Source organism: Massilia sp. SYSU DXS3249 (assembly GCF_053668055.1).
On the sequence record NZ_JBSIPX010000004.1, the window covers coordinates 187,562 to 208,931 of the forward strand.

The window sequence follows — 21,370 nt, forward strand, 5'->3', positions numbered from 1 at the left end:
ATTCTTTCACGTGGTGGGGCAGTTGTTGGTCACGTCGTCGCGGGCGACGCGCACCGCGACGCCCTGGGTGACCTCGACTTCGGCCTCGGTTTCGACGTCGCTGGCGACGGCGGTGATTTCCCAGACGCTGTCGGCGCAGGCCGAGTTGCCGTCCACGGCGCCGACGACGCCGAAATTCTGGCCGCTGCCCATGCTGCAGGTGGCGTCTTCCGGATTGGCCATGTTCAGGGCCGAGTTCCTGATCAAGGGGGCCACCACGCACTTCGGCCTGCGGGGGATCTCCACCTTGACGTCGGTCTTGCCGTCGCCATTGGTGTCGACGCAGCGCTGGTTCGGGGTGCCGTCGCAGGGATTGGCCAGGATGTGGTTCGGCGTGGTGACGAAGCGGGTATTGCTGATCGTTTCCTCGATCACCTCGCGCGCGGCGGCGGCGGCCTCGTCGCGCTGCTGCATGTTGGAGACGATCTGCAGGTTCGATTTGCCGAGGTTGAAGCTGGTCAGCGCGACCAGGGTCAGCAGCACCAGCATGATCAGCGCGGTGACGAGGGTGATGCCGCGCTGGCGGCGGGCAGTAGTGGGGAGGGTCATGGTCATGGCAGCCTTCTTCCGGCCGGGTTGGGCAGCGCCACCAGCGACTGGAAGACGTGGCGCTTGTAGCGGTCCCCGGCGGCGGCGATCTCGTTGATGTCGCCATCGGCCTTCAGGCCGAGCACATAGGTCTTCCTGTCGGTGTGGCCGGGCGTGGCGACGGTATTGCGCGCCAGGACGTGCAGCTTGACCGAGACCGCGCTGCGCCAGTTGGCGGCGGCGCAGGCGGTGGTGGTGCAGCCTGCGGCGCCGCCTGGGGCGGCCGTGAACCGGTCGGCCACGCCGTCGCCGCCGGCGGCAGGCAACAGGTCGAGGCCGTATTCGAGCTGCAGGTTCTCGATGCCCTCGGCCAGCGGCACGATGTCCCAGCGCAGGGCGGCGGCGTCCCCGGCCAGTTCGGCGCGCTTGAGGGTCGGGATGCCGTCGCCGGCGACGTTGTTGTTGGCGATAAAATAGATATGGGTGCGGTAGCGCCGGATCGCGGCCGGCGTGCCGCTCTCCGCCACCGCGGTGCAGTCGCGGCCGTGGCGCGTCAGCCCGTCCGTGGCCAGCGCCAGGTCATAGAAGTCGTCGATGTCGCCCGAATTCAGTTCGCTCGCGTTGTTGCACAGCGAGGCCTGGAAGAAGGGGCCGCCGCTGGCAGTGGGCTCGCAGCCGGCCTGGCCGGCGACGCAGGTGGCGGTGCGCCGCACCACCAGCACGTCGGTGCCGGCGCGCACGTCCGCCAGGCAGCTCAATCCGGCCGCCGTGCCGTCCTGGCCCTGGACCGCAATGGCCAGCCCGGCCTTCAGTTCGTCGACGGTGGTGGCGCAGGCCGGCGGCAGCGCCGCGGGCGTGGCCAGCTGCGCCGGGTTGAATTCGCCGAAGTAGCCGGCGTTGCGCAGGTCGACCGCCAGCAGGTCGATTGCGTAGCGGCCGTTCTCGACCTGGCGGTGGGCCTTTTCGATTTCCGCCTGGGCTTGCGTGTTCTTGACGAACATCGAGGACAGGCCGGCCAGCAGGGCCAGGCCGATCGCCACCGCGATCAGGAGTTCGGCCAGCGAAAAGCCGCGTGCGCTGCGGGCAGGGGGAAGGGTCCGTTTCATGTGCTTCCTCAGATGCAGGTGGGCAGGCCGACCGCGACGCGGGCCGAGATGGTCCGGCGGTGGGTCTCGGCGCCGTACTGGTCCTTGCCGCAGGCGTGCAGCGGGGCACGCGTGGCGTGCAGGCCCTGCCACGAGACGCTGACCAGGTAGATGGCGGGCGTGCACACGCCGACGGCCGTGTTCTCCACCTGCACCCGGGTGACGCAGCCGCGCGCGCCCTGCATGGCGCCGCCGAGGACGCCGTCGCGCTTCTCTGCCGCGCCCTTCAGGGCCGCGCCCCACTCGCACTTGTCGCGCGCGCTGCCGGCTGCCTCCAGCCTGCAGTCTGTGCTTTGGCCGTCGTTGGTGCCGAGCGGGATGGCGGTCAGGTAGCTGGCGGCGTTGGCGCTGTTGCCGCTCAGGCGGGACTGCATGTCCTGCAGCAGGACGGCGGCCTGGGCGCGCTGGTAGGACTCGATCGAGCCGACCTGCGCCTTGGTCTGGAAGGCGGCCAGGCCGAGCAGGCCGAAGGCCAGCACGACCATCGTGACCAGCACTTCGACCAGGCTCACGCCGCGCTGGCGGCCGGGGAGGGAAGGAATCGTGAAGAGGGAAGGTCGGCGCATGGCGTCAGCAGGTCGTCTTGCTCTGGTTCGGGCGGCCGGACAGGTCGAGCTTGACGCAGCGGCGCTGGTCGCTGCCGCTGAGGGCGATGTCGAAGGCCGGCAGGGTGGCGTTCTTCACGCGGCCGTTCGGCAGGAACACCACGCTCGCCGGGCCGGTCACGGTGGCGCCGGGCACCGGCGGATGGTCGTCGAGCTTGCGGGCGGCGTTGTTCGGGTCGGCGATGCTCCAGCCGAACTGCCACTGGCGCGCGCTGACGGGCAGCAGGCTCACCTCGGCATTGCGCTTGATCGCCTCGCTGCGCGCCAGCGACAGCGCCGCGTGCAGGTCGCTGCTGACGCTGCGCGAACGCATCGAGGCGACCATCTTGGTATAGGCGGGGGCGGCCAGCGAGGCGAGGATGGCGAGGATGGCGACCACCGTCATCAGCTCCGGCATGGTGAAGCCGTCGGCACGGCGACGCGGTGGAATGGCGCTTACCATTTGTCCGCCGGCGTGCGGGTGCCCGCGCTGTTGATCGTCAGTGCACGGTCGGCCACCTGGGAGCCGCCGGGCACCGGGGTGGCGGTGATGATGAAGGAGGAGGGCGGGCCTTCCGCGGTCGCGATCGAAATCGTGTATTTCGATGACACGGCGGCCGGCGTCGGCACCCCGAGGTCGGTCACGCTGGAGGCGTAGCTGCGGGTGTCGGCCATGCGCTGGCTCTGCGCCTGGGCCAGCTCCATCAGGTAGACCTGGGCGGTGGCGCGGTGGCTCTTGACCATGTACTTGCCGTAGGAAGGGTAGGCGACCGCAACCAGGATGCCGATAATCGCGACCGTGACCATCAGTTCGATCAGGCTGAAGCCGGGGGCATGTGCGCGCGGGCGGTGCAGCGTCGGGGATCGTGGCATGGCGTTTCCTTCGATTGAATAATGTTGCCCAGTATAAACAACTTAGCTGTCATTTCCCTGAAAGTTTCCTGACGGAATCCTGACAGTGTGGCCTGGGGAGGCGCTTTCGGCACCGCGGGCGCCGCGGCCTGGAATGAATTCCCACAAGGGGCGGGAGACCCGGTAAAATCGAGGGTTTTGCAAGGACCCACCGCTTTGGCCGAGACTATGGCAACCGATACCGCAGCACCTATCCCCGAGTCGACCGAGACTACCCCAACCGTCAAGTCGTCCGCCGTGATCGCCAGCGAAGTGGCGCGCCGCCGCACCTTCGGCATCATTTCCCACCCGGACGCCGGTAAAACCACGCTGACCGAGAAGCTGCTGCTGTTCTCGGGCGCGATCCAGCTCGCCGGTACCGTCAAGGGCCGCAAGAGCGGCCGCCATGCGACGTCCGACTGGATGGACATCGAGAAGCAGCGCGGCATTTCGGTCGCCTCCTCGGTGATGCAGTTCGAGTTCCGCGACCACGTGATCAACCTGCTCGACACGCCCGGCCACCAGGACTTCTCGGAAGACACCTACCGCGTGCTGACGGCGGTCGACTCGGCGCTGATGGTGATCGACGCGGCCAAGGGCGTGGAAGCGCAGACGATCAAGCTGCTCGACGTCTGCCGCATGCGCAACACGCCGATCGTCACCTTCATGAACAAGCTCGACCGCGAAACGCGCGACCCGCTCGAGCTGCTCGACGAGCTTGAATCGGTGCTGAAGATCGAATGCGCGCCGGTGACCTGGCCGATCGGCATGGGCAAGAACTTCCGCGGGGTGTACCACCTGCTGAAGGACGAGATCATGCTGTTCAAGGCCGGCGAGGAAAAGGCCGACGGCGCCTTCGAGATCATCAAGGGCATCGACAATCCGAAGCTGGCCGAGATGTTCCCGCTCGAGATCGAGCAGCTGAAAATGGAAGTGGAACTGGTGCACGGCGCCTCGCACCCCTTCGACCTCGAGCGCTTCCTGTCGGGCATCCAGACCCCGGTCTTCTTCGGTTCCGCGATCAACAACTTCGGCGTGCGCGAAATCCTGTCGGCGCTGGTCGACTGGGCCCCGGGCCCGCGCGAGCGCGACGCCACCGTGCGCGCCGTCGAGCCGGGCGAGCCGAAGTTCAGCGGCTTCGTGTTTAAAATCCAGGCCAACATGGACCCGGCCCACCGCGACCGCATCGCCTTCCTGCGCGTGTGCTCGGGACGCTTCGAAAAGGGCATGAAGGTCAAGCACCTGCGCCTGGGACGCGAAGTCAAACTGTCGTCGGTGGTGACCTTCATGGCCTCCTCGCGCGAGCAGGTGGAAGAAGCCTACGCGGGCGACATCATCGGCCTGCCGAACCACGGCAACATGCAGATCGGCGACAGCTTCTCCGAAGGCGAGATGCTGACCTTTACCGGCATCCCGTACTTCGCCCCGGACCTGTTCCGCACGGTGCGCATCCGTAACCCGCTCAAAATGAAGCAGCTCCACAAGGGCCTGCAGCAGCTGGGCGAAGAGGGCGCGGTGCAGGTCTTCAAGCCGGTGCTGGGTTCGGACCTGATCCTGGGCGCCGTCGGCGTGTTGCAGTTCGAGGTGGTGGCAAGCCGCCTGCTGAACGAGTACGGCGTCGACGCCGTCTTCGAGGGTTCGAGCATCAGCAGCGCGCGCTGGGTGTCCTCGGACGACAAGAAGTCGCTGTCCGACTTCGAAGTCCAGCTCGGCCACAACGTGGCCTACGACGCGGCCGGCAACCTGGCCTACCTGGCCACCTCCAACGTCAACCTGCGCCTGACGCAGGAACGCTGGCCGAAGCTGACCTTCCACGCGACGCGCGAGCACGCGGCGAAGCTGGCGTAAGTTTCAGGCGACACAGCTACAGCGGAAGGGCCGGTACAATGCCGGCCCTTTTTTTTCGCGCATTGTAGTATTCGGCCTGTCGAATTGTGAAATTGCGAAAACCTTTTTTGATTCGCCGTTTCTCTTTCGCATCGCGAATTGCATTTTGGCGATTCACGAATATTCCTGCGGATAATGAAATGCCGTGACGGCAGGTCGAGCAAAACAGGGCGCTTGACTTTTACCCGTTCTTACCTATTCTGGGTAGTGCACAGTTCGCTCCAGAAATGCCTGTCGTATCTGTGCAGTTGATTGCTTCGCCGATTGGATTATTTGCTTGCCGCTGGATTGGCGATAGCAATTCCGAAATAAATAATAATCGGGGAGATAATCATGGGATCCGGGCATTTTGGCGGAAGGAGTTTTATCGCCGGTATGGTTTGCGCATCCGCTTTGCTGTTGACCGTCCAGCCGGCGCAGGCCGGCAAATCCATTGAAATAGGCTTGCGAAACGTCGCGTCGGGGTTGACGGCGCCGGTCAGCGGTGTTGCCGCACCGGGCGATGCCGGGCATCTGTATGTGGTCGATCAGATCGGGAAGGTTGTCAAGGTCGAGCTCGCTAGCGGAGCGAAGAGCACCTTCCTGGACGTACAGCATTTATTGGTACCGCTGGGACTCCCGATCCTGGGAGGATATGACGAGCGCGGCCTGTTGGGACTCGCTTTTCACCCGGATTTTGCCGCCAATGGCTTGTTCTATACCTTTACGACCGAGCCGCCGGGCGCCGCGGATTTTCCGAGCACGCCAGTCGACCACGATAACGTCATCCGTGAATGGCGTGCCGGCGCTCCGGGAATGTCGAGGGTCGTGTTGAGGGTGGCGAACCCGCAGTTCAACCATACCGGAGGCACCATCGCTTTCGGCCCGGACCGGATGTTATATATCGCCCTGGGCGATGGCGGGGGCGAAGACGACCAGGACTGCCAGATCGGCGTGGACGGCACCGTCACGCTGGGGCATGGTCCGAGGGGAACGGGCCAGGACCCGGGCAGTATCCTGGCATCCATCCTGCGCATCGATCCCAATCCGAATGCGAGCGCGGGCGCATTGTCGGCCAACGGGCAATACCGGATTCCAATGGATAATCCCTATTCGATCAGGTTTGCCACCGGCATGGCCAGCGTGATTCCCGAAGTGTGGGCAAAGGGACTGCGTAATCCATTCCGGTTTTCTTTCGATATGCCCACCGCCCAGCTCATTGCAGGCGATGTCGGCCAGGACGATATCGAAGAAATCGACCTCATCAGGAAGGGCGGAAACTACGGCTGGCGCGTAAAAGAAGGCACCTTCCTTTTCGATCCGCGCGGCTGCGATATCATGGGATTCCAAACGGATGGCCGTGCATTCCGTGAAAGCCCCGGTTTTCCACGCTTTGCACAAGATCCGATTGCCCAATATCGCCATAACGAGGGCACCGCCATCATCGCCGGATATGTTTATCGCGGCAATGCCATTCCGGCATTGCGCGGGAAATACGTGTTCGGCGATTATTCGAAAAACGATTCCAAGCCGCGCGGCGTGCTGTTCCACCTCACCTCGCCCGTTTCCCAAAGGGGCAATGAAATAGAGGAACTCGGCGACCGGCTCGATATTTTCGTGCTGGGCTTCGGACAGGATGCGGCGGGAGAAATCTATGTCATGGGTAACGTCACCGGTATCCCTGCCGGTGCGACGGGAGTAGTGCGGAAGATCGTGCGCGCTCCTCGGGACTAGGAAGGCCGGCCCGGCCGCCGGTCGGCGGCCCTTCGACTGCAGGAAGGCGGCGCGCCCGCGCTGCCGGGTCGGGCTCGCCCGCGCATATTCAATTTCCTCGCATCAACGCCGCGTTCCTGTCGAGTCGGCTTTTGCTCACACAATTGCAGAGATATATGTATGCAAATGTATTTTTGCAATACACTGGCTGAGCACATGCATTCCGGTGTGAGTGGAGACAACAAGCCCGTAGCGCGCATTCGGCGGTCAGCACGGGCATGACTATCGGCATCAATACGGAGACAAACCCATGGCAATCAAAGCAATCCGCGCATCCAAGCCCCTCAACCTCTGCCTGGCCGCCCTGGTCGCCGCTGGCGTATTCGGCAGCGCCCAGGCGGCGCCGCCCGACACGACCCGCGTGATCGTGGCCTTCAAGCCGGGCGCTGCGGCCAGCGTCAAGTCGCAGGTGAAAGCCGCGAAGGGCGCGGTCAAGCACGAGATCTTTGGCATGAACGCCATGGCCGTCGAAGTGCCGAACGTCGCCCTCAAGGGCCTCGAGAACAACCCGAACGTCGAATACGTCGAAGAAGACGCGCTGCGCCAGCCCTTCGCCCTGACCACGCCGTCGACCGGCACCCCGTACGCCACTGGCCAGCAGGTCCCCTACGGCATCAAGCTGGTCCAGGCCGACCAGCTGTCGGATGCGAAGGCGGTCAACCGCATGGTCTGCATCATCGACTCGGGCTATGACCGCAGCCACGAAGACCTGTCCGGCAACAACGTGACCGGCGAATACGACGCCGGCACCGGCTGGTGGTACACCGACGAAAACCACCACGGCACCCACGTGGCCGGCACCGTCGCCGCGATCAACAACAGCGGCGTCGGCGTGGTCGGCGTGAACCCGAACCGGCAGCTCAAACTGCACATCGTGAAGGTGTTCGGCAAGGATGGCTGGGCCTATTCCTCGACCCTGGCCTCGGCCGCCAACAAGTGCGGCGCGGCCGGCGCCAACGTGATCTCGATGTCGCTGGGCGGCGGGCGCAAGACCACCACCGAGCAGAAGGCCTTCGACAGCCTGTACGCCAAGGGCGTGCTGAGCCTGGCCGCCGCCGGCAACGACGGCAACCGCGTGGTCTCCTACCCGGCCGGCTACGCCAGCGTGATGATGATCGGCGCGGTCGACGAGAACAAGCAGTGGGCCACCTTCTCGCAGTACAACAGCAGCGTCGAACTGGCCGGCCCCGGCGTGAGCGTGCTCTCGACCGTCCCCGCCGGCGGCGGCATCGATGCGGCCATCAGCGTCGGCGGCGTGGCCTATGCGGCCGGCGCGATGGAAGGCTCGCCGCTCAAGACCGCAACGGCGCCGCTGGCCGACTTCGGCATCGGCGACAAGGTCAACAGCGCCGTGTCGGGCAAGGTCTGCCTGATCCAGCGCGGCTCGATCGACTTCGCGGTGAAGGTGCAGAATTGCCAGAGCAGCGGCGGCGTCGGCGCCATCGTGTACAACAACGTGGCCGGCGCCTTCGGCGGCACCCTGGGCACGACCACGACCGCCATCCCGTCGGTCACCGCCACCGACACCGACGGCGCGGCGATGATGAAGCAGCTGGGCCAGAGCGCCACCGTCAGCGTCAAGGCGTCGAGCTACGCCTACTACGACGGCACCTCGATGGCGACCCCGCACGTCTCGGCCGTGGCCGCCCTGGTGTGGAGCTACTTCCCGACCTGTACCGCCGCCCAGATGCGCACCTCGCTGAACAACAGCGCGCTCGACCTGGGCCCGGCCGGCCGCGACACCAAGTACGGCTTCGGCCTGGTGCAGGCGAAGGCGGCGCACGACCGCATTGCGGCGCTGGGTTGCGGAAAGTAAGCCTGCCAGTCCGTTAAGGTAAGAACGCCGCTTCGATCGTGTCGGAGCGGCGTTTTTTTCATATTGCGGTTCTGCCGGCGTTGTAACGCGTGGAGTCCTGACTCCACGCGTTTTGGCCCGATGAATCACGTTTTTGGGTGCAGTGAATCCTGCCTCCCCGGTCCGCAAGGCATTGATCCTCATCAATAGCGTGCCCGAAGATTGGCTTAGATTGGTCGAATGCGTTAAGGAAATATCGCGCATTGTCCACTTCCGAGGCCATCATGCAGACTCCCGAACTCTCTCCAGTCGCGCGCGTACGCGCCGTGTCGCCGTCATTCTGCGCGGAGGGCTGAACGATGCTCTCCCGCCTCAAGATCGGTCCCAAACTGCTGCTGGCGCCCGCCATCGTGCTGCTGCTGCTGGTATTCCTGTCTTGCGGCGCCTGGTATGCGATGGTGCGCCAGAATGCTTCGCTGGAAGACATCGTCGGCCAGCGTGCGGTGCAGATGCGCGCGGCAAGCGAACTTGTCTTTACTGCGCAACGCGGCCATGCCGGGGTCTACCAGTTGCATACCTGGATCGGCGGCAGCTTCCCGAAGAGCCGGATCGAGCCGCTGATCCGCGAGATCCACGCCCAGCACGCGCTCACCGGCGCGGGCTTCCAGCGCCTGTCGGCCTTGACGGTGCCGGGCAGCCCGGAACGGCGCCTGGTCGAACAGGCCGCGGCGGCGCACGCGGTGTATGTGCGCGCGGTGCGCGACGTCATCGAAATCGCGCGCGACGACCAGTCGATCAGCGCCAACGCCATGAGCCGCGCTGACGCCGCGTTCACGGTCGTCGCCCAGCGCCTGAACGCGCTGTCGCAGCTCGAGCAGACCCTGTCCGAGCAGGCCTCGAGCAGCGCCGCCGCCGATTTCCGCACGATGACCTGGCTGATGCCGCTCGTGATCGCGCTAGCCATCGGCGTCTCGCTGGCGATCACCATGGCGGTGCGGCGCGCGCTGCTGGCCGAGATCCGCGGCATCGGGGCGGCGGCGACCGACCTGGCCAGCGGCGACCTGACGCTCAAGGAACCCATCGACGGCGACGACGAGATCGCGGAAACCTCGCGCGCGCTCAACGCCAGCATCCGCAACCTGAACCTGACCCTGCGCACCATCCTCGAGTCGGCGCGCTCGATCGGCTCGGCCTCGCGCGACCTGGCGCTGGGCAACCTGAACCTGACGACGCGCGCCAGCTTCCGCGCCAGCTCGCTCGAGCATACGGCGTCCTCGATGCAGGAACTGGCCGCCACCATGCACCAGACCGCCGAGGGCGCCCAGGCCGCGAATCGCCTGGCCGAATCGGCCTCGAACGTGGCCCTGCAGGGCGAGAGCGTGGTGGACCGGCTGGTGACAACCCTGGAATCGGTGAAGGGCAGCGCGCGCCGCGTGGACGAGATCGTCGGCGAGATCGACGCCATCGCCAACGAGACCGGCACGCTGGCGCTGAACGCGGCATTGGAAGCGGCGCGCGTGGGCGAGGGCGGGCGCGCTTTTGGCCACCCACCCGGGCAGCAGTTTGCCCTGGTCGCCGCCGAGGTGCGCTCGCTGGCGCTGCGTACGGGCGCCGCCGCACGCGAGATCCGCGAACTGGTCGCGCGCTCGGTATCGGAGATCGAAGGCGGCACGGCATGGGCGGCGCAGGCCGGCAGCAGCATGGCCTTGATTTCGGTGTCGGTGCAGCAGGTGGGCGACATCATCAGCCAGATCAGTTCGGCCAGCGCGGAGCAGGCCAGCGGGCTGTCGGAGGTGAACCAGGCGATCGTCCAGATGGACCAGGTCACGCAGCGCAATTCCTCGCTGGTGGAGGAGGCGGCCGCCTCGGCGCGGACGCTGCAGATGCAGGCCCTGACCCTGTCGCGCGCGGTGGCGGCCTTCCGGCTCGACGAGGCGGTGCAGGGCGATGCCGCGGAGCCGGCGCCGAAACCGGCGCCGCCGCGGGAGGCGACCATCGGCGAGATGCGGGATGCGAACGGGACGATGCGCGACAGGCGCAAGACGCCGAGGCCGCATTTACACCTCGCGTCGCGCAGGGATTAGGGAAGCGTTTCGACCATCGACGGTGGTACCGCGTGGGCACAAGTGCCCACCCTACGTTGAGCTGCCCCGTAGGGTGGACACTTGTGTCCACGCGGTCGTACGGCTCCGCAGCCGCACGGCATGCCCAAAACGACTGCGGCGGCGAAGGGGAGGACCCCAACGCCGCCGCAAGCCATTCAACGACTAACGATTATTCGTAATCGCTGATCGGCGCGCAACCGCAGAACAGGTTACGGTCGCCATACACGTTGTCCGCACGGCCAACCGGCGGCCAGTACTTCTTCTTGCGCAGCGAGGCCACCGGGAAGGCGGCCACCTCACGGGTGTAGGTGTGCTGCCAGTCGTCGGCGGTCACCACTTCGGCCGTGTGCGGGGCGCCCTTGAGCGGGTTGTCCATCTTGTCGTACTCGCCGCGCTCGACCTTCACGATCTCCGCGTGGATCGTGATCATCGCCTCGATGAAGCGGTCGATCTCGATCTTCGACTCGGACTCGGTCGGCTCGATCATCAGCGTGCCCGGCACCGGGAAGCTCATGGTCGGGGCGTGGAAGCCGAAGTCCATCAGGCGCTTGGCGACGTCCTCGTTGCTGATGCCGGTCTTGTCCTGCAGCGGGCGCAGGTCGATGATGCACTCGTGCGCGACCAGGCCGTCGTGGCCGGTGTACAGCACCGGGTAGTGCGGCGCCAGGCGGCGGGCGATGTAGTTCGCGTTCAGGATCGCGGTTTCGGTCGCGTTGGTCAGGCCTTCGGCGCCCATCATCGCGATGTACATCCACGAGATCGGCAGGATGGAAGCCGAGCCGTAGGCCGCGGCGCTGACCGCGCCGATGCCCTGTTCGTCGCGGACGTAGCCGGTCGAGAGCTGGTTCGGCAGGAACGGGGCCAGGTGGGCGCCGACGCCGATCGGGCCGACGCCGGGGCCGCCGCCGCCGTGCGGGATGCAGAAGGTCTTGTGCAGGTTCAGGTGGCTGACGTCGCCCCCAAAAGCACCCGGCGCGGCCACGCCGACCAGCGCGTTCATGTTGGCGCCGTCGATGTAGACCTGGCCGCCGTGCGAGTGGATGATCTCGCACAGTTCCTGGATGCCTTCCTCGAACACGCCGTGGGTCGACGGGTAGGTGACCATCACGCAGGCCAGGTTCTTGCTGTGCAGCTCGGCCTTCTTCTTCAGGTCCGCGAGGTCGACGTTGCCGTTCTCGTCGCAGGCCGTGACGACCACCTGCATGCCGACCATGTTGGCCGATGCCGGGTTGGTGCCGTGGGCCGACGAAGGGATCAGGCAGATGTTGCGGTGGCCTTCGCCGCGCGACTGGTGGTACTTCTGGATCACCAGCAGGCCCGCGTATTCGCCCTGCGAGCCGGCGTTCGGCTGCAGCGAGATCGCGGCGTAGCCGGTGACGGCGCACAGCATCGCTTCGAGCTGGCCGATCATTTCGCGGTAGCCGACGGTCTGGTCGTCCGGTGCGAACGGGTGGATGTTCGAGAACTCGGGCCAGGTGACCGGGATCATTTCCGAGGTCGAGTTCAGCTTCATCGTGCACGAACCGAGCGGGATCATGGTGCGGTCGAGTGCCAGGTCCTTGTCGGCCAGCGAGCGCAGGTAGCGCAGCATCTCGTGCTCGGCGTGGTAGCGGTTGAAGGTCGGGTGGGTCAGGAAGGCACTGGTGCGGGCCAGGGCTTGCGGGAAGGCCTCGACCGCGTCCTTGTCGAGCGTGTCCAGGTCCAGGGCCGCAGCGTCGCCGCCGAAGATGGCGAACAGGACAGCCAGGTCTTCGCGGGTCGTGGTTTCGTCCAGCGACAGGCCGACGTGCGCATCATCCACGCGGCGCAGGTTCACGCCCTGGGCGTTGGCGGCGGCATGCAGCTCGGCCGCGCGGTCGGTCGCGACGGTCAGGGTGTCGAAGTAGCTCGCGTTGGCCAGTTTGAAGCCGAGCTGCTGCAGGCCGGTCGCCAGGATGCCGGTCATGCGGTGCACGCGGCGCGCGATGCGCATCAATCCTTGCGGGCCGTGGTAGACCGCATACATGCCGGCCATCACGGCCAGCAGCACCTGGGCGGTACAGATGTTCGAGGTCGCCTTCTCGCGGCGGATGTGCTGTTCGCGGGTCTGCAGGGCCAGGCGCAGGGCCGAATTGCCCTGGGCGTCGACGGTGACGCCGACCAGGCGGCCTGCCATCGAGCGCTTGTATTCGTCGCGGGTGGCCAGGTAGCCGGCGTGCGGGCCGCCGAAACCGAGCGGCACGCCGAAGCGCTGGCTGTTACCGACGACCACGTCCGCGCCCCATTCGCCCGGCGGCGTGAGCAGGGTCAGGGCCAGCAGGTCGGCGGCGGCGATCACCATCGCGCCGGCGGCGTGCAGCTTCTCGCAGGCGGCGCGGTAGTCGCGCACTTCGCCGTTCGCGCCCGGGTATTGCACCAGCACGCCGAAGCAGGTCTCTTCCAGCGATTCGATGTCGGCGGCCGCGATGGTGCGCACTTCGACGCCGATCGGCTCGGCGCGGGTACGGATCACTTCGAGGGTCTGCGGCAGCACGTCGTCGGCCACGTAGAACACCTTCGAGGCCGACTTGCCAACGCGCTGGATCAGCGTCATCGCTTCGGCGGCGGCGGTGCCTTCGTCGAGCATCGACGAGTTGGCGATGCCCATGCCGGTCATGTCGGTGATCATCTGCTGGAAGTTCAGGATCGCTTCCAGGCGGCCCTGCGAAATCTCCGGCTGGTAAGGCGTGTAGGCGGTGTACCAGGCCGGGTTCTCGAAGATGTTGCGCAGGATGACGGGCGGCGTGTGGGTGCCGTAGTAGCCCTGGCCGATGACCGACTTCATCACCTTGTTCTTCGAGGCGATGCTCTTGAGCTTGGCGAGCGCGCCTTGCTCCGGCAGCGGCTCGAAGAATTCGCCCAGGTCGAGCTTGTCCTTGCGGCGGATGTTGGCGGGTACGACCGCGTCGATCAGGTCCGCGCGCGAGGCGTAGCCGAGGGTAGCCAGCATGGCGGCTTCTTCGGATTGCGAAGGGCCGATGTGGCGCGGGATGAAGGAATCGCGTGCTTCAAGTTGGGTGAGGCTGGTGCGGGTCATGGTGATGGCCAAAAAGAGGGACGTTGGCGCGGGCGGGCCGGCCGGTCGGTGATTGGAATTCGGACGAACTGTAAAACGGGATATGGGGGCGGGGTAGCGTAAGCCAAGCGCCCCAATGCACAAGCGCGCCCGAAGGCGCGCCAGTCATGCATTTAGCCTTCGCCGGTGGTCTTGCCGTAGGCGTCGGCGTCGAGCAGGCCGTTGATCGCGTTCGCGTCGGTCGGCTTGAGCTTGAACAGCCAGGCGCCGAAGGCGTCGGCGTTGATCGAGTCAGGCGCGTCGGCGACCGACTGGTTGACTTCGGTCACGGTGCCGCCGACCGGGGCGTAGATGTCGCTGGCGGCCTTCACCGACTCGACCACGGCGGCGTCGTCGCCGGCCGTGAAGCTCTTGCCGACCTGCGGCAATTCGACGAACACGATATCGCCCAGTGCGTCCTGCGCATACTCGGTGATGCCGACGGTCAGCGTGCCGTCGGCCTCGAGGCGGACCCACTCGTGGGACTCGGTGTATTTCAGGTCGGTCGGGATGTTCATGTAAAGGGCTCCAGGTTGGTTTGACGCGTTATTATAAATTCGATTGATTAAGCAGCCAGCACTTTGCCGTTGCGCACGAAAGGCAGCTTGACGACGGTCGCCGCCAGCTTCTTGTCGCGGATCTCGACGTGCACGGTGTCGCCGACGGCCACGTCGAGCGGCACGCGCGCCAGCGCGATCGCCTGCTGCATCGACGGGCTGAAGGTGCCGCTGGTGATTTCGCCGACGTTGCCGGAGGCGGAGATCACTTTCTGGTGGGCGCGCAGGATGCCGCCTTTTTCGCGCAGGATCAGGCCCGCGAAGTTGGCTTGCTGACCCTTGGCCTGCAGGGCGGACTTGCCGATGAAGTCGCGTTCCGACACCAGGTCGATGGTCCAGGCCAGGCCGGCGTCGAGCGGGTTGACGGTCTCGTCCATGTCCTGGCCGTAGAGATTCATGCCGGCTTCCAGGCGCAAGGTATCGCGCGCGCCCAGGCCGGCCGGCTTGACGCCCGCTGCCACCAGGGCATTCCACAGCGCCTCGACCTGGGTGGCCGGCACGCCGATTTCGAAACCGTCTTCGCCAGTGTAGCCGGTGCGCGCGACCATCGCTTCGCCGAAGGCGGTGTGGGGCACGATCACGACGTTGAACGGTTTCATGTCCTGCGACGCGGCCTTGGCGGTCGGCAGCACTTCCCAGACCTTGGCGCGGGCGTTCGGGCCCTGCACGGCGACCAGAGCGATCGCATTGTCGCCATCGCGGCGCTGGGTGATGGCGAGGCCGCTGTTGGTGGCCTCGTTCTGCTGCTGCATCCACGCCACGTCCTTCTCGGCGGTGCCGGCGTTGACGACCAGGCGGAACCAGTCTTCGCGGAAGAAGTAGACGATCAGGTCGTCGATGACGCCGCCCTCGGGATTGAGCATGCACGAGTAGAGCGCCTTGCCCGGCACCTGCAGCTTGTCGACGTTGTTGGCCAGCAGGCCGCGCAGGAAACCGCGGGCGTTGGCGCCTTCGAGGTCGACGACGCACATGTGCGAGACGTCGAACATGCCGGCGTCGGTGCGCACGGCATGGTGTTCTTCGATCTGCGAACCGTAGTTGACCGGCATGTCCCAGCCGCCGAAGTCGACCATCTTGGCGCCGAGGGCGCGGTGTGCGGAATTGAGCGGGGTCGCTTTGAGCGTCATGGAATCCTCAGGGCAGAAAGGGCAGTGAATAAGGGTGCATCCACGCCGGCAGGGTGCCATGCGTGGGCCGCGCGCCCCTCTGTCCTTGGTACCTGAGAGATAGCGGCACAGTTCACGACTGCGCGCCTGCCCCTTCGGTGGGCCACGGTTGTCCGGGCCGCTCTCCAGAGTTGGATCGGCGCGATGTGCAATTCGCACGCGCGACGTCCCCTGACCGGTCCTTTTGCCTGAGAGTTTTTGGGTGATGCCCCTTCGGCGGCAGCTCGCGGCTGCACTCTCCCGATCAAGACTGTGGATGGTAGGCGAGCATCCAATCCATGTCAATCTCGCAGGGCCGATAAAGCCCATCCGAGACCCTGTCCGAGCCGTATCGGGTGCCTGCGCACTGTTGGAGGGCATGGGAAACGGCTTTTTTCCTCGATTTGTTACACTGGAGCCCACACTTTGCGGGGCAAAAGAATATGAGCGAAGACGGAGTGAAACAAAGCAAGGAAGCCTGGTTTACCTTGTCGGGCGACGTGAACAGCGACATGGTGCACCGGGTATTCGAGGCGGTCGGCCACATGACCGAAGACGGCATCGAGACCGCGCACGTGCTGGTCCAGTCGAACGGCGGCTATGTCAGCGACGGCTTGTGCCTGTACAACTTCATGTCGAAGTCGCCGATCGAATTCGTGATGTACAACGGCGGGGCGGTCGCCTCGATCGCGGTCATCATGTACCTGGCCGGCACGCGCCGCTACGCCAGCGAGACGGCACGCTTCATGGTGCACAAGTCGCACGCGACGGCCTCGCCCGGCTCGCGTCCGGACGCCCTCAACATCATCGTCGAAGGCCTGCGCGCCGACGATGCGCGTACCGAGTCGATTTTGCGCAAGCACATCGAGCTCACGCCCGAGCAGTGGGCGATCCACCAGTATTCCGACCTGCACCTCAATTCGCGCGACGCCAAGAGCGCCGGCATGATCAACGACATCGTCGACTTCGCTCCGCCGAAGGGTTTTGTCCTGCGCAATATCTGAGCCGCCGGACACCCTGGCCGCACCCGTCCTCATCGCTGGCGATGGAGGCAGGCTGCGGCCTTTTTCATTTATCCGAATGCATTCGGCCTATTTGCGCGCCGTGCAAATATTATTTGCAAATCGGGCTTGCAGTGCAAATAGCTTGTGCACATGATTATCTCATCAATATAATCCGCTGCCGGTGATTTTATTGATGTTCAAATAACCTGGCAATAACTGGGTAATATGCGATTCGTATAAATTTGGGTATCAGCGAATTAAATCGGCGTGCCTGGGATAGTAGAAAATCAAAAAGCCCGGCACGCAATGCGGACCGGGCTTTGATCGAATACCGTCGCGCCAGCGTACCGGTATCCGGGATGAACGCTGCGAATCAGCGCTTGTCGTTCTTGTGGCTTTGACGGCCGGCTGCGGCATGCTGTTCCGGCGTGCCGCCGCGGGTGCCCGAACCGGAGCCCGACCGCGAACCCGAGCCCGAACCGGACTGCTTGCTGTCCTGGCGGCCCATGTCGAGGTTCTTCTCCTGGGCGCCGCCGCGCGAGCCCGAGCTGGAACCCGAACGCGAGCCGGAACCCGAACCGGACTGCTTGTTGCCGTCGTTCTTGTGGCTTTGACGACCGGCTTCAGCATGTTGCTCAGGGGTGCCGCCTTGCGTGCGCTTTTGATTCGTGGCCATGATTATTTCCTTTCAATGTAGAGAAACTAATAGCTACTTACCGAACTACTGAGTTTTTTCATCAGTGGTTTGCGGTGTTGCAATCATGCGAGCCGAGCAGTTTTAAGGGTATCGGATGACCACCTGAGCCCGTGTAGGATAGCCGCCTACATATTGAAAATAATCGATAATCCCGAATCGTCAATCTATTTGTCGGCGCATTTTAAAATTCTTCCCAATCCGATTCCGATTTAGCCGTCGCGCGGCGGACCGGCGCTGCGCCCGCCGTTTTCGGGGCCGGCGCAGCGGCAGGCTTGCGCGGCGCCGCGGCGCTCTTCGGCACGGCCGCCAGTTTCGGCACGCCGCCGGCGCGCGCCGGGGTTGCTGGAACCGCCGGCGTGACGGCCGCCTTGGCCGGCGCCTTGTCCGTGGCCAGCACGAAACCCTCGAGGGCCCGCGTCAGGGCGGCGGCCTGGTCGCGCACCGAGCCCGCCGCCGCCGCCGACTGCTCGACCAGGGCCGCGTTCTGCTGGGTCGACTGGTCCATCGCGGCGATTGCCTTGTTCACCTGCTCGATGCCGGCGGTCTGCTCCGCGCTGGCCTCGGCAATTTCGCCGATGATGTCGGTCACGCGCTTGACGCTGGTGACCACTTCTTCCATGGTGCGCCCGGCCTTGTCGACCAGGGTGGTGCCGGCGTCGACCTTGGCCACCGAGTCGTCGATCAGCACCTTGATTTCCTTGGCCGCCGCCGCCGAGCGCTGGGCCAGGCTGCGCACCTCGGAGGCGACGACGGCGAAGCCGCGCCCCTGTTCGCCGGCCCGCGCCGCTTCCACGGCCGCGTTCAGGGCCAGGATATTGGTCTGGAAGGCGATGCCGTCGATGACGCCGATGATTTCCGCGATGCGTTTCGAGGAGTCGTTGATCGACGCCATCGTGCCGACCACGTCGCCGACCACTTCGCCGCCCTTGACCGCCACGTTCGAGGCCGACAGCGCCAGTTCCCTGGCCTGGTGGGCGTGCTCGGCGTTCTGGCGCACGGTCGCCGTCAGCTCTTCCATGGAGGAAGCGGTCTCCTCCAGGGAGGCGGCCTGCTGCTCGGTGCGGCTGGACAGGTCCATGTTGCCGGCCGCGATCTCGGTGCTGCCGGTGGCGATCTGGCCGGCCCCGACGCGCGCCTCGGCGATGGTCGCGGCCAGCTTGCCGGCCAGCGCCGCCAGGGCCGCGGTCAGGGCGTTGGCGCCTTCCGACTGCGGGGTGTCGAGGCGCACACGCAGGTCGCCTTCGGCCAGGCGCTCGGCCAGCTTGAGCACGCCGTTCAGCGGCCGCGCCGCCTCCTGCGCCACCCAGGCGGCGAACATGGCGCTGAGCGCCAGCCCGAGGCCGAGGAAGAGCAGGGCAATGCCCCGCACCGGCGCCGCGGCCTCGCCGAGGCGGGCCAGCAGCCACAGATTGTAGCCTGCGGACAGGACGAAAAGCAGGGCGAAGGCGCCAAGGATCTTGAGCCTGGTGTCGAGCTGTCGAATCGATTTCATGGAAGCTTCCTGGGGCGAATGGAGGAGGGGACCGTGTAATGTTAGGGAAAGGAAATAGCCGGCGTTTGTGGCAGCGCAAGGGAAAAGATGCCAGTAGGACATTTATGCCCAGTGAAACGAGCAACTGCGCGCGACGGTTATTCCCGCTTGTAACTCTTGCTTTCTGGAAAGAATGTGCCACAATGTAGGAGCCGTCGCTTCCGCGCCCAAGACGAACTGCACCATGGCCCACGCCGCACCAGAGACCCTCGATCCTTCCGCCACACCCGTGTCCCCGCGCGAGGTGCTGGCGGAACTCGTCCGGACGGCGCTGGCGGCGAGCGGCGAGCAGTTGACGGCGATGGTCAACCGGTTCGCTTCCGCCATGCTCGACATGACCAGCGCCGGCCCCGACCCGAAAGCGGCCTACCTGCGCGCCAGGGCCGGCAACCTCCTGAAAAACAACGCCTACGCCTTCATCCACCTGGCAACCGAGGCGATCGAGCGCAACCTGCGCGCCGAGGTCGACGAGCTGCTGCCCCGGAGCAGTCCGGCTGCCCTTGCCTCGCTCAGCCTGGTGCCGATCGACGTGATGGACAACAAGGTGGCCTTCGGCGCGCTCTGCCGCCCCTTCGACATCGCCCATTCCGAAGTGCTGGCCAGCCTGTGCGTGCGCCTCGGGATGCTGCTCGGGCGCGACCTGCTGCGGCCGGCGCAAAACCCCTTCCGGCCCGAAGTCTTCCTCGCCGCCGTGCACCAGGCCTGGCAGGCATTCGAGCCGGAGCCGGAAGCGCATCCGCTGTTGATGCCCCTGCTGCGGCCCGAACTCTTCCTCGACCTGGCGCCGCTGCTCGCCGCGCTCGACGCCGCCCTGCGTGCCCACGGCAAGCCCAGGGACAGGCGCTCCCACATCGGCAAAAGCAGCGACACCGCCGGCCGCACCCGGCGCGCCGGCATGGATGCCGCGCTGGCCCGGCAGCTGCGCAGCCTGCTGAACGGAGAGGAGGGCAAGGAAGGCAATGGCGCGCTGGTGCCGGACCTGCCGAATATGCCGCAGGGGCAGGGCTGGCGACCGAGCGCCGCGTCCGGGTTCGGCGTGGCCGTGGCCGGCGAGGCGGCGCAGCCGGTCAAGGTCTCGTCCACTGGCGTTCCTGGCCTGGCTGGGACTGTTCAGCCAGTCCAGGCCGCGGCCGGCCATGCCGCCGTGCCGGCATCGCTACTCGATCTGCTCGCCAGCCTGCAGGGCGCGCAGGGAGTGCCGGCAGGCGCCGCCGCTGCCTGCGCCCCGGCCGCCATCCCGCACAACGTCTTCTACCTGCCGCGCCTGAAGGCCAGCCTGCCCCAAGGCAGCCTGTCGCGCGGCGAGGAGCACACCCTCGACCTGCTGTCGCGCGTGTTCGAAACGGTGTTGCTCGACGACAGCATCCCCGTTGAGACGCGCGAGCTGCTGCGCTTCCTGCAGGTGCCGGTGCTGAAGGCGGCGCTGCTGGACCAGGATTTCTTCTTCGAGGAAGCCCACCCGGCGCGCAAGATGATCGACCTCGTCTCGCGCATCGGCTGGGAGCAGCGCAGCGACCAGCAGGACCCGGTGGTGCAGGCCATGCGGCGCGGCGTCGACCGCCTCAGGGAGCACCCGCAAGACCAGCCCGAGGCGGCGCCCGCCGCCTTTGCCGAGGCCGTGGCCGAGCTCGAAGCCGAGCTGGCGGCAGAAGAACGGGCGGCCGAGGAAGCGATCGCCGCACCGATCGCGCGCGCGACGAAAATCGAAAAGCAGGCGGCGGCCGGCCGCTCGGCGCGCCAGGCGATCGCGCTGCGCGTGGCCGACGGCGAGCTGGTGGCTGTCGTCTCGCAGTTCCTGGAACAGCGCTGGGCCGACGTGCTGACCTTCGCCTGGATGATCGAGGACGAGCGCCCCGGCGCGGTCGAGAACGCCACCGGGGTCATGGACGAGCTGGTCTGGACGGTGAAGCCGAAGGCGACCCAGGAACAGCGGCGCGCCCTCATCGCGAAGCTGCCCGGGCTGCTGACGGCCCTGAACAAATGGCTCGACGCCATCAAATGGCAGGACGCCGAGCGCCTGCAGTTCTTTGCCGAGCTGGCGAAATGCCACCTGTCCATCGTGCGCGCGCCGCTCGACGTGTCCCCCGAGCGCCAGCTGGAACTGGCGGTCGACGCCGCCCGGCAGGACGCCCTGCGCCGCATCGCCCACGAGCAGGCGGCGGCACCAGCCGAGGACCAGGAAGCGCAGGCCAGCCCCGTCGACGAGCTGGAACGCGGCATGCGCCTCGCCTTCCGTCAACCGGACGGCAGCATGCGCAAGGTGAAACTCGCCTGGGTCAGCCCGCTGCGCACGCTGTTCATTTTCTCCGCCGGCGCGCGCCAGGAAGCCTTTTCGCTGCCGGCCGAGAAGCTGCTGGCAGGCTTCCAGGCCGGCAGCATCGCAGTCGAGGCGCTCGAGGGCGTGGTCGGCCGCGTGCTGACCGAGGCCATGCAGGGCGCCGTGAACGACGCCGCCGGGCCGGGCGACGCCTCCCCGGTCCGGGCCGCCCGCTGAGCCGGGTTCTCGTCCGGATTATCTTCTGTAAAATGCCGCTGCCCCCATAGGGCGTGTCCGCGTCCACGCCGCAGGCCGCCTGTCTCCAAACTTGGCCGAAATGCAAGCAACAGATGGTATGATGGCGCCTTTAACGTTTCCCT

General features: G+C 66.1%; 16 protein-coding genes and 2 riboswitches. Of the genes, 6 read left to right on the forward strand and 10 right to left on the reverse strand.

The annotated features are described in order from the left end of the window. Nucleotides 1-6: 6 nt before the first annotated feature. From ACWCIA_RS06995 to ACWCIA_RS07015, 5 genes are read right to left on the reverse strand one after another with little or no spacing between them, the layout of a single operon-like run. Nucleotides 7-594 (reverse strand): hypothetical protein, encoded by a 588-nt coding sequence (locus ACWCIA_RS06995; protein WP_454161870.1) that lies wholly within the window; start codon nucleotides 592-594, stop codon nucleotides 7-9. Further along, complete coding sequence (locus ACWCIA_RS07000) at nucleotides 591-1,673, reverse strand: PilW family protein (RefSeq protein WP_454161871.1); 1,083 nt, start codon at nucleotides 1,671-1,673, stop codon at nucleotides 591-593. Before ACWCIA_RS07000 ends, ACWCIA_RS06995 begins: the two co-directional genes overlap by 4 nt. An 8-nt stretch (nucleotides 1,674-1,681) precedes the next feature. Further along, a complete protein-coding gene (locus ACWCIA_RS07005; RefSeq protein WP_454161872.1) occupies nucleotides 1,682-2,278 on the reverse strand; it encodes a type IV pilus modification PilV family protein in 597 nt (198 codons plus the stop codon). 4 nt (nucleotides 2,279-2,282) lie between these two features. Next, the gene (locus tag ACWCIA_RS07010; protein WP_454161873.1) at nucleotides 2,283-2,759 is read right to left on the reverse strand and encodes a GspH/FimT family pseudopilin; all 477 of its coding nucleotides are present in this window, start codon (nucleotides 2,757-2,759) and stop codon (nucleotides 2,283-2,285) included. Next, the gene (locus ACWCIA_RS07015; RefSeq protein ID WP_454161874.1) at nucleotides 2,753-3,169 is read right to left on the reverse strand and encodes a type IV pilin protein; all 417 of its coding nucleotides are present in this window, start codon (nucleotides 3,167-3,169) and stop codon (nucleotides 2,753-2,755) included. The genes ACWCIA_RS07010 and ACWCIA_RS07015 overlap by 7 nt, the downstream gene beginning before the upstream one ends. A gap of 207 nt (nucleotides 3,170-3,376) precedes the next feature. On the opposite strand from ACWCIA_RS07015, the gene ACWCIA_RS07020 reads away from it, so the two are divergent. From ACWCIA_RS07020 to ACWCIA_RS07035, 4 genes are all read left to right on the forward strand, one after another. Beyond that, on the forward strand, nucleotides 3,377-5,035 hold the full coding sequence (locus tag ACWCIA_RS07020; RefSeq protein ID WP_454161875.1) for a peptide chain release factor 3: 1,659 nt from the start codon (nucleotides 3,377-3,379) through the stop codon (nucleotides 5,033-5,035). 372 nt (nucleotides 5,036-5,407) lie between these two features. After that, nucleotides 5,408-6,787 carry a PQQ-dependent sugar dehydrogenase gene (locus ACWCIA_RS07025; RefSeq protein WP_454161876.1) on the forward strand — a complete coding sequence of 460 codons (1,380 nt, stop codon included), beginning with the start codon at nucleotides 5,408-5,410 and terminating at the stop codon, nucleotides 6,785-6,787. Between the two features lie 289 nt (nucleotides 6,788-7,076). Continuing rightward, complete coding sequence (locus ACWCIA_RS07030; protein ID WP_454161877.1) at nucleotides 7,077-8,642, forward strand: S8 family serine peptidase; 1,566 nt, start codon at nucleotides 7,077-7,079, stop codon at nucleotides 8,640-8,642. A 338-nt stretch (nucleotides 8,643-8,980) separates the two neighbouring features. Next, nucleotides 8,981-10,705, forward strand: coding sequence for a methyl-accepting chemotaxis protein (locus ACWCIA_RS07035; RefSeq protein ID WP_454161878.1), 1,725 nt, complete (start codon nucleotides 8,981-8,983; stop codon nucleotides 10,703-10,705). A 190-nt stretch (nucleotides 10,706-10,895) separates the two neighbouring features. Here the strand turns inward: ACWCIA_RS07035 and gcvP are convergent, their stop codons facing one another. The 3 genes from gcvP to gcvT form a co-directional block, all read right to left on the reverse strand. Further along, the gene (gene gcvP, locus ACWCIA_RS07040; RefSeq protein ID WP_454161879.1) at nucleotides 10,896-13,781 is read right to left on the reverse strand and encodes an aminomethyl-transferring glycine dehydrogenase; all 2,886 of its coding nucleotides are present in this window, start codon (nucleotides 13,779-13,781) and stop codon (nucleotides 10,896-10,898) included. A gap of 152 nt (nucleotides 13,782-13,933) precedes the next feature. Further along, the gene (gene gcvH, locus ACWCIA_RS07045; RefSeq protein ID WP_454161880.1) at nucleotides 13,934-14,317 is read right to left on the reverse strand and encodes a glycine cleavage system protein GcvH; all 384 of its coding nucleotides are present in this window, start codon (nucleotides 14,315-14,317) and stop codon (nucleotides 13,934-13,936) included. Nucleotides 14,318-14,364: 47 nt separating this feature from the next. Beyond that, nucleotides 14,365-15,483 carry a glycine cleavage system aminomethyltransferase GcvT gene (gene gcvT, locus ACWCIA_RS07050; protein ID WP_454161881.1) on the reverse strand — a complete coding sequence of 373 codons (1,119 nt, stop codon included), beginning with the start codon at nucleotides 15,481-15,483 and terminating at the stop codon, nucleotides 14,365-14,367. 69 nt (nucleotides 15,484-15,552) lie between these two features. Beyond that, a riboswitch (glycine riboswitch) is annotated at nucleotides 15,553-15,661 on the reverse strand. A gap of 27 nt (nucleotides 15,662-15,688) precedes the next feature. Beyond that, nucleotides 15,689-15,775, reverse strand: a riboswitch (glycine riboswitch). Between the two features lie 169 nt (nucleotides 15,776-15,944). On the opposite strand from gcvT, the gene ACWCIA_RS07055 reads away from it, so the two are divergent. Continuing rightward, the gene (locus ACWCIA_RS07055) at nucleotides 15,945-16,505 is read left to right on the forward strand and encodes an ATP-dependent Clp protease proteolytic subunit (protein ID WP_454161882.1); all 561 of its coding nucleotides are present in this window, start codon (nucleotides 15,945-15,947) and stop codon (nucleotides 16,503-16,505) included. Between the two features lie 373 nt (nucleotides 16,506-16,878). Here the strand turns inward: ACWCIA_RS07055 and ACWCIA_RS07060 are convergent, their stop codons facing one another. Further along, nucleotides 16,879-17,181: a hypothetical protein gene (locus ACWCIA_RS07060; protein ID WP_454161883.1), complete on the reverse strand. Its 303-nt coding sequence runs from the start codon at nucleotides 17,179-17,181 to the stop codon at nucleotides 16,879-16,881. Between the two features lie 202 nt (nucleotides 17,182-17,383). Then, complete coding sequence (locus tag ACWCIA_RS07065; RefSeq protein WP_454161884.1) at nucleotides 17,384-18,694, reverse strand: methyl-accepting chemotaxis protein; 1,311 nt, start codon at nucleotides 18,692-18,694, stop codon at nucleotides 17,384-17,386. 223 nt (nucleotides 18,695-18,917) lie between these two features. Here ACWCIA_RS07065 and ACWCIA_RS07070 point away from each other — a divergent pair, with 223 nt between their 5' ends. After that, nucleotides 18,918-21,227: a DUF1631 family protein gene (locus tag ACWCIA_RS07070; RefSeq protein ID WP_454161885.1), complete on the forward strand. Its 2,310-nt coding sequence runs from the start codon at nucleotides 18,918-18,920 to the stop codon at nucleotides 21,225-21,227. Nucleotides 21,228-21,370 lie beyond the last annotated feature (143 nt).

Excerpts from the sequence above, each read along its gene's own strand:
- gcvP (WP_454161879.1), bottom strand. The coding sequence starts at position 13,781 with ATGACCCGCACCAGCCTCACCCAACTTGAAGCACGCGATTCCTTCATC.
- gcvT (WP_454161881.1), bottom strand. The coding sequence starts at position 15,483 with ATGACGCTCAAAGCGACCCCGCTCAATTCCGCACACCGCGCCCTCGGC.
- ACWCIA_RS07005 (WP_454161872.1), bottom strand. The coding sequence starts at position 2,278 with ATGCGCCGACCTTCCCTCTTCACGATTCCTTCCCTCCCCGGCCGCCAG.
- ACWCIA_RS06995 (WP_454161870.1), bottom strand. The coding sequence starts at position 594 with ATGACCATGACCCTCCCCACTACTGCCCGCCGCCAGCGCGGCATCACC.
- gcvH (WP_454161880.1), bottom strand. The coding sequence starts at position 14,317 with ATGAACATCCCGACCGACCTGAAATACACCGAGTCCCACGAGTGGGTC.
- ACWCIA_RS07060 (WP_454161883.1), bottom strand. The coding sequence starts at position 17,181 with ATGGCCACGAATCAAAAGCGCACGCAAGGCGGCACCCCTGAGCAACAT.
- ACWCIA_RS07030 (WP_454161877.1), top strand. The coding sequence starts at position 7,077 with ATGGCAATCAAAGCAATCCGCGCATCCAAGCCCCTCAACCTCTGCCTG.
- ACWCIA_RS07055 (WP_454161882.1), top strand. The coding sequence starts at position 15,945 with ATGAGCGAAGACGGAGTGAAACAAAGCAAGGAAGCCTGGTTTACCTTG.
- ACWCIA_RS07070 (WP_454161885.1), top strand. The coding sequence starts at position 18,918 with ATGGCCCACGCCGCACCAGAGACCCTCGATCCTTCCGCCACACCCGTG.
- ACWCIA_RS07025 (WP_454161876.1), top strand. The coding sequence starts at position 5,408 with ATGGGATCCGGGCATTTTGGCGGAAGGAGTTTTATCGCCGGTATGGTT.
- ACWCIA_RS07035 (WP_454161878.1), top strand. The coding sequence starts at position 8,981 with ATGCTCTCCCGCCTCAAGATCGGTCCCAAACTGCTGCTGGCGCCCGCC.
- ACWCIA_RS07020 (WP_454161875.1), top strand. The coding sequence starts at position 3,377 with ATGGCAACCGATACCGCAGCACCTATCCCCGAGTCGACCGAGACTACC.
- ACWCIA_RS07000 (WP_454161871.1), bottom strand. The coding sequence starts at position 1,673 with ATGAAACGGACCCTTCCCCCTGCCCGCAGCGCACGCGGCTTTTCGCTG.
- ACWCIA_RS07065 (WP_454161884.1), bottom strand. The coding sequence starts at position 18,694 with ATGAAATCGATTCGACAGCTCGACACCAGGCTCAAGATCCTTGGCGCC.
- ACWCIA_RS07015 (WP_454161874.1), bottom strand. The coding sequence starts at position 3,169 with ATGCCACGATCCCCGACGCTGCACCGCCCGCGCGCACATGCCCCCGGC.
- ACWCIA_RS07010 (WP_454161873.1), bottom strand. The coding sequence starts at position 2,759 with ATGGTAAGCGCCATTCCACCGCGTCGCCGTGCCGACGGCTTCACCATG.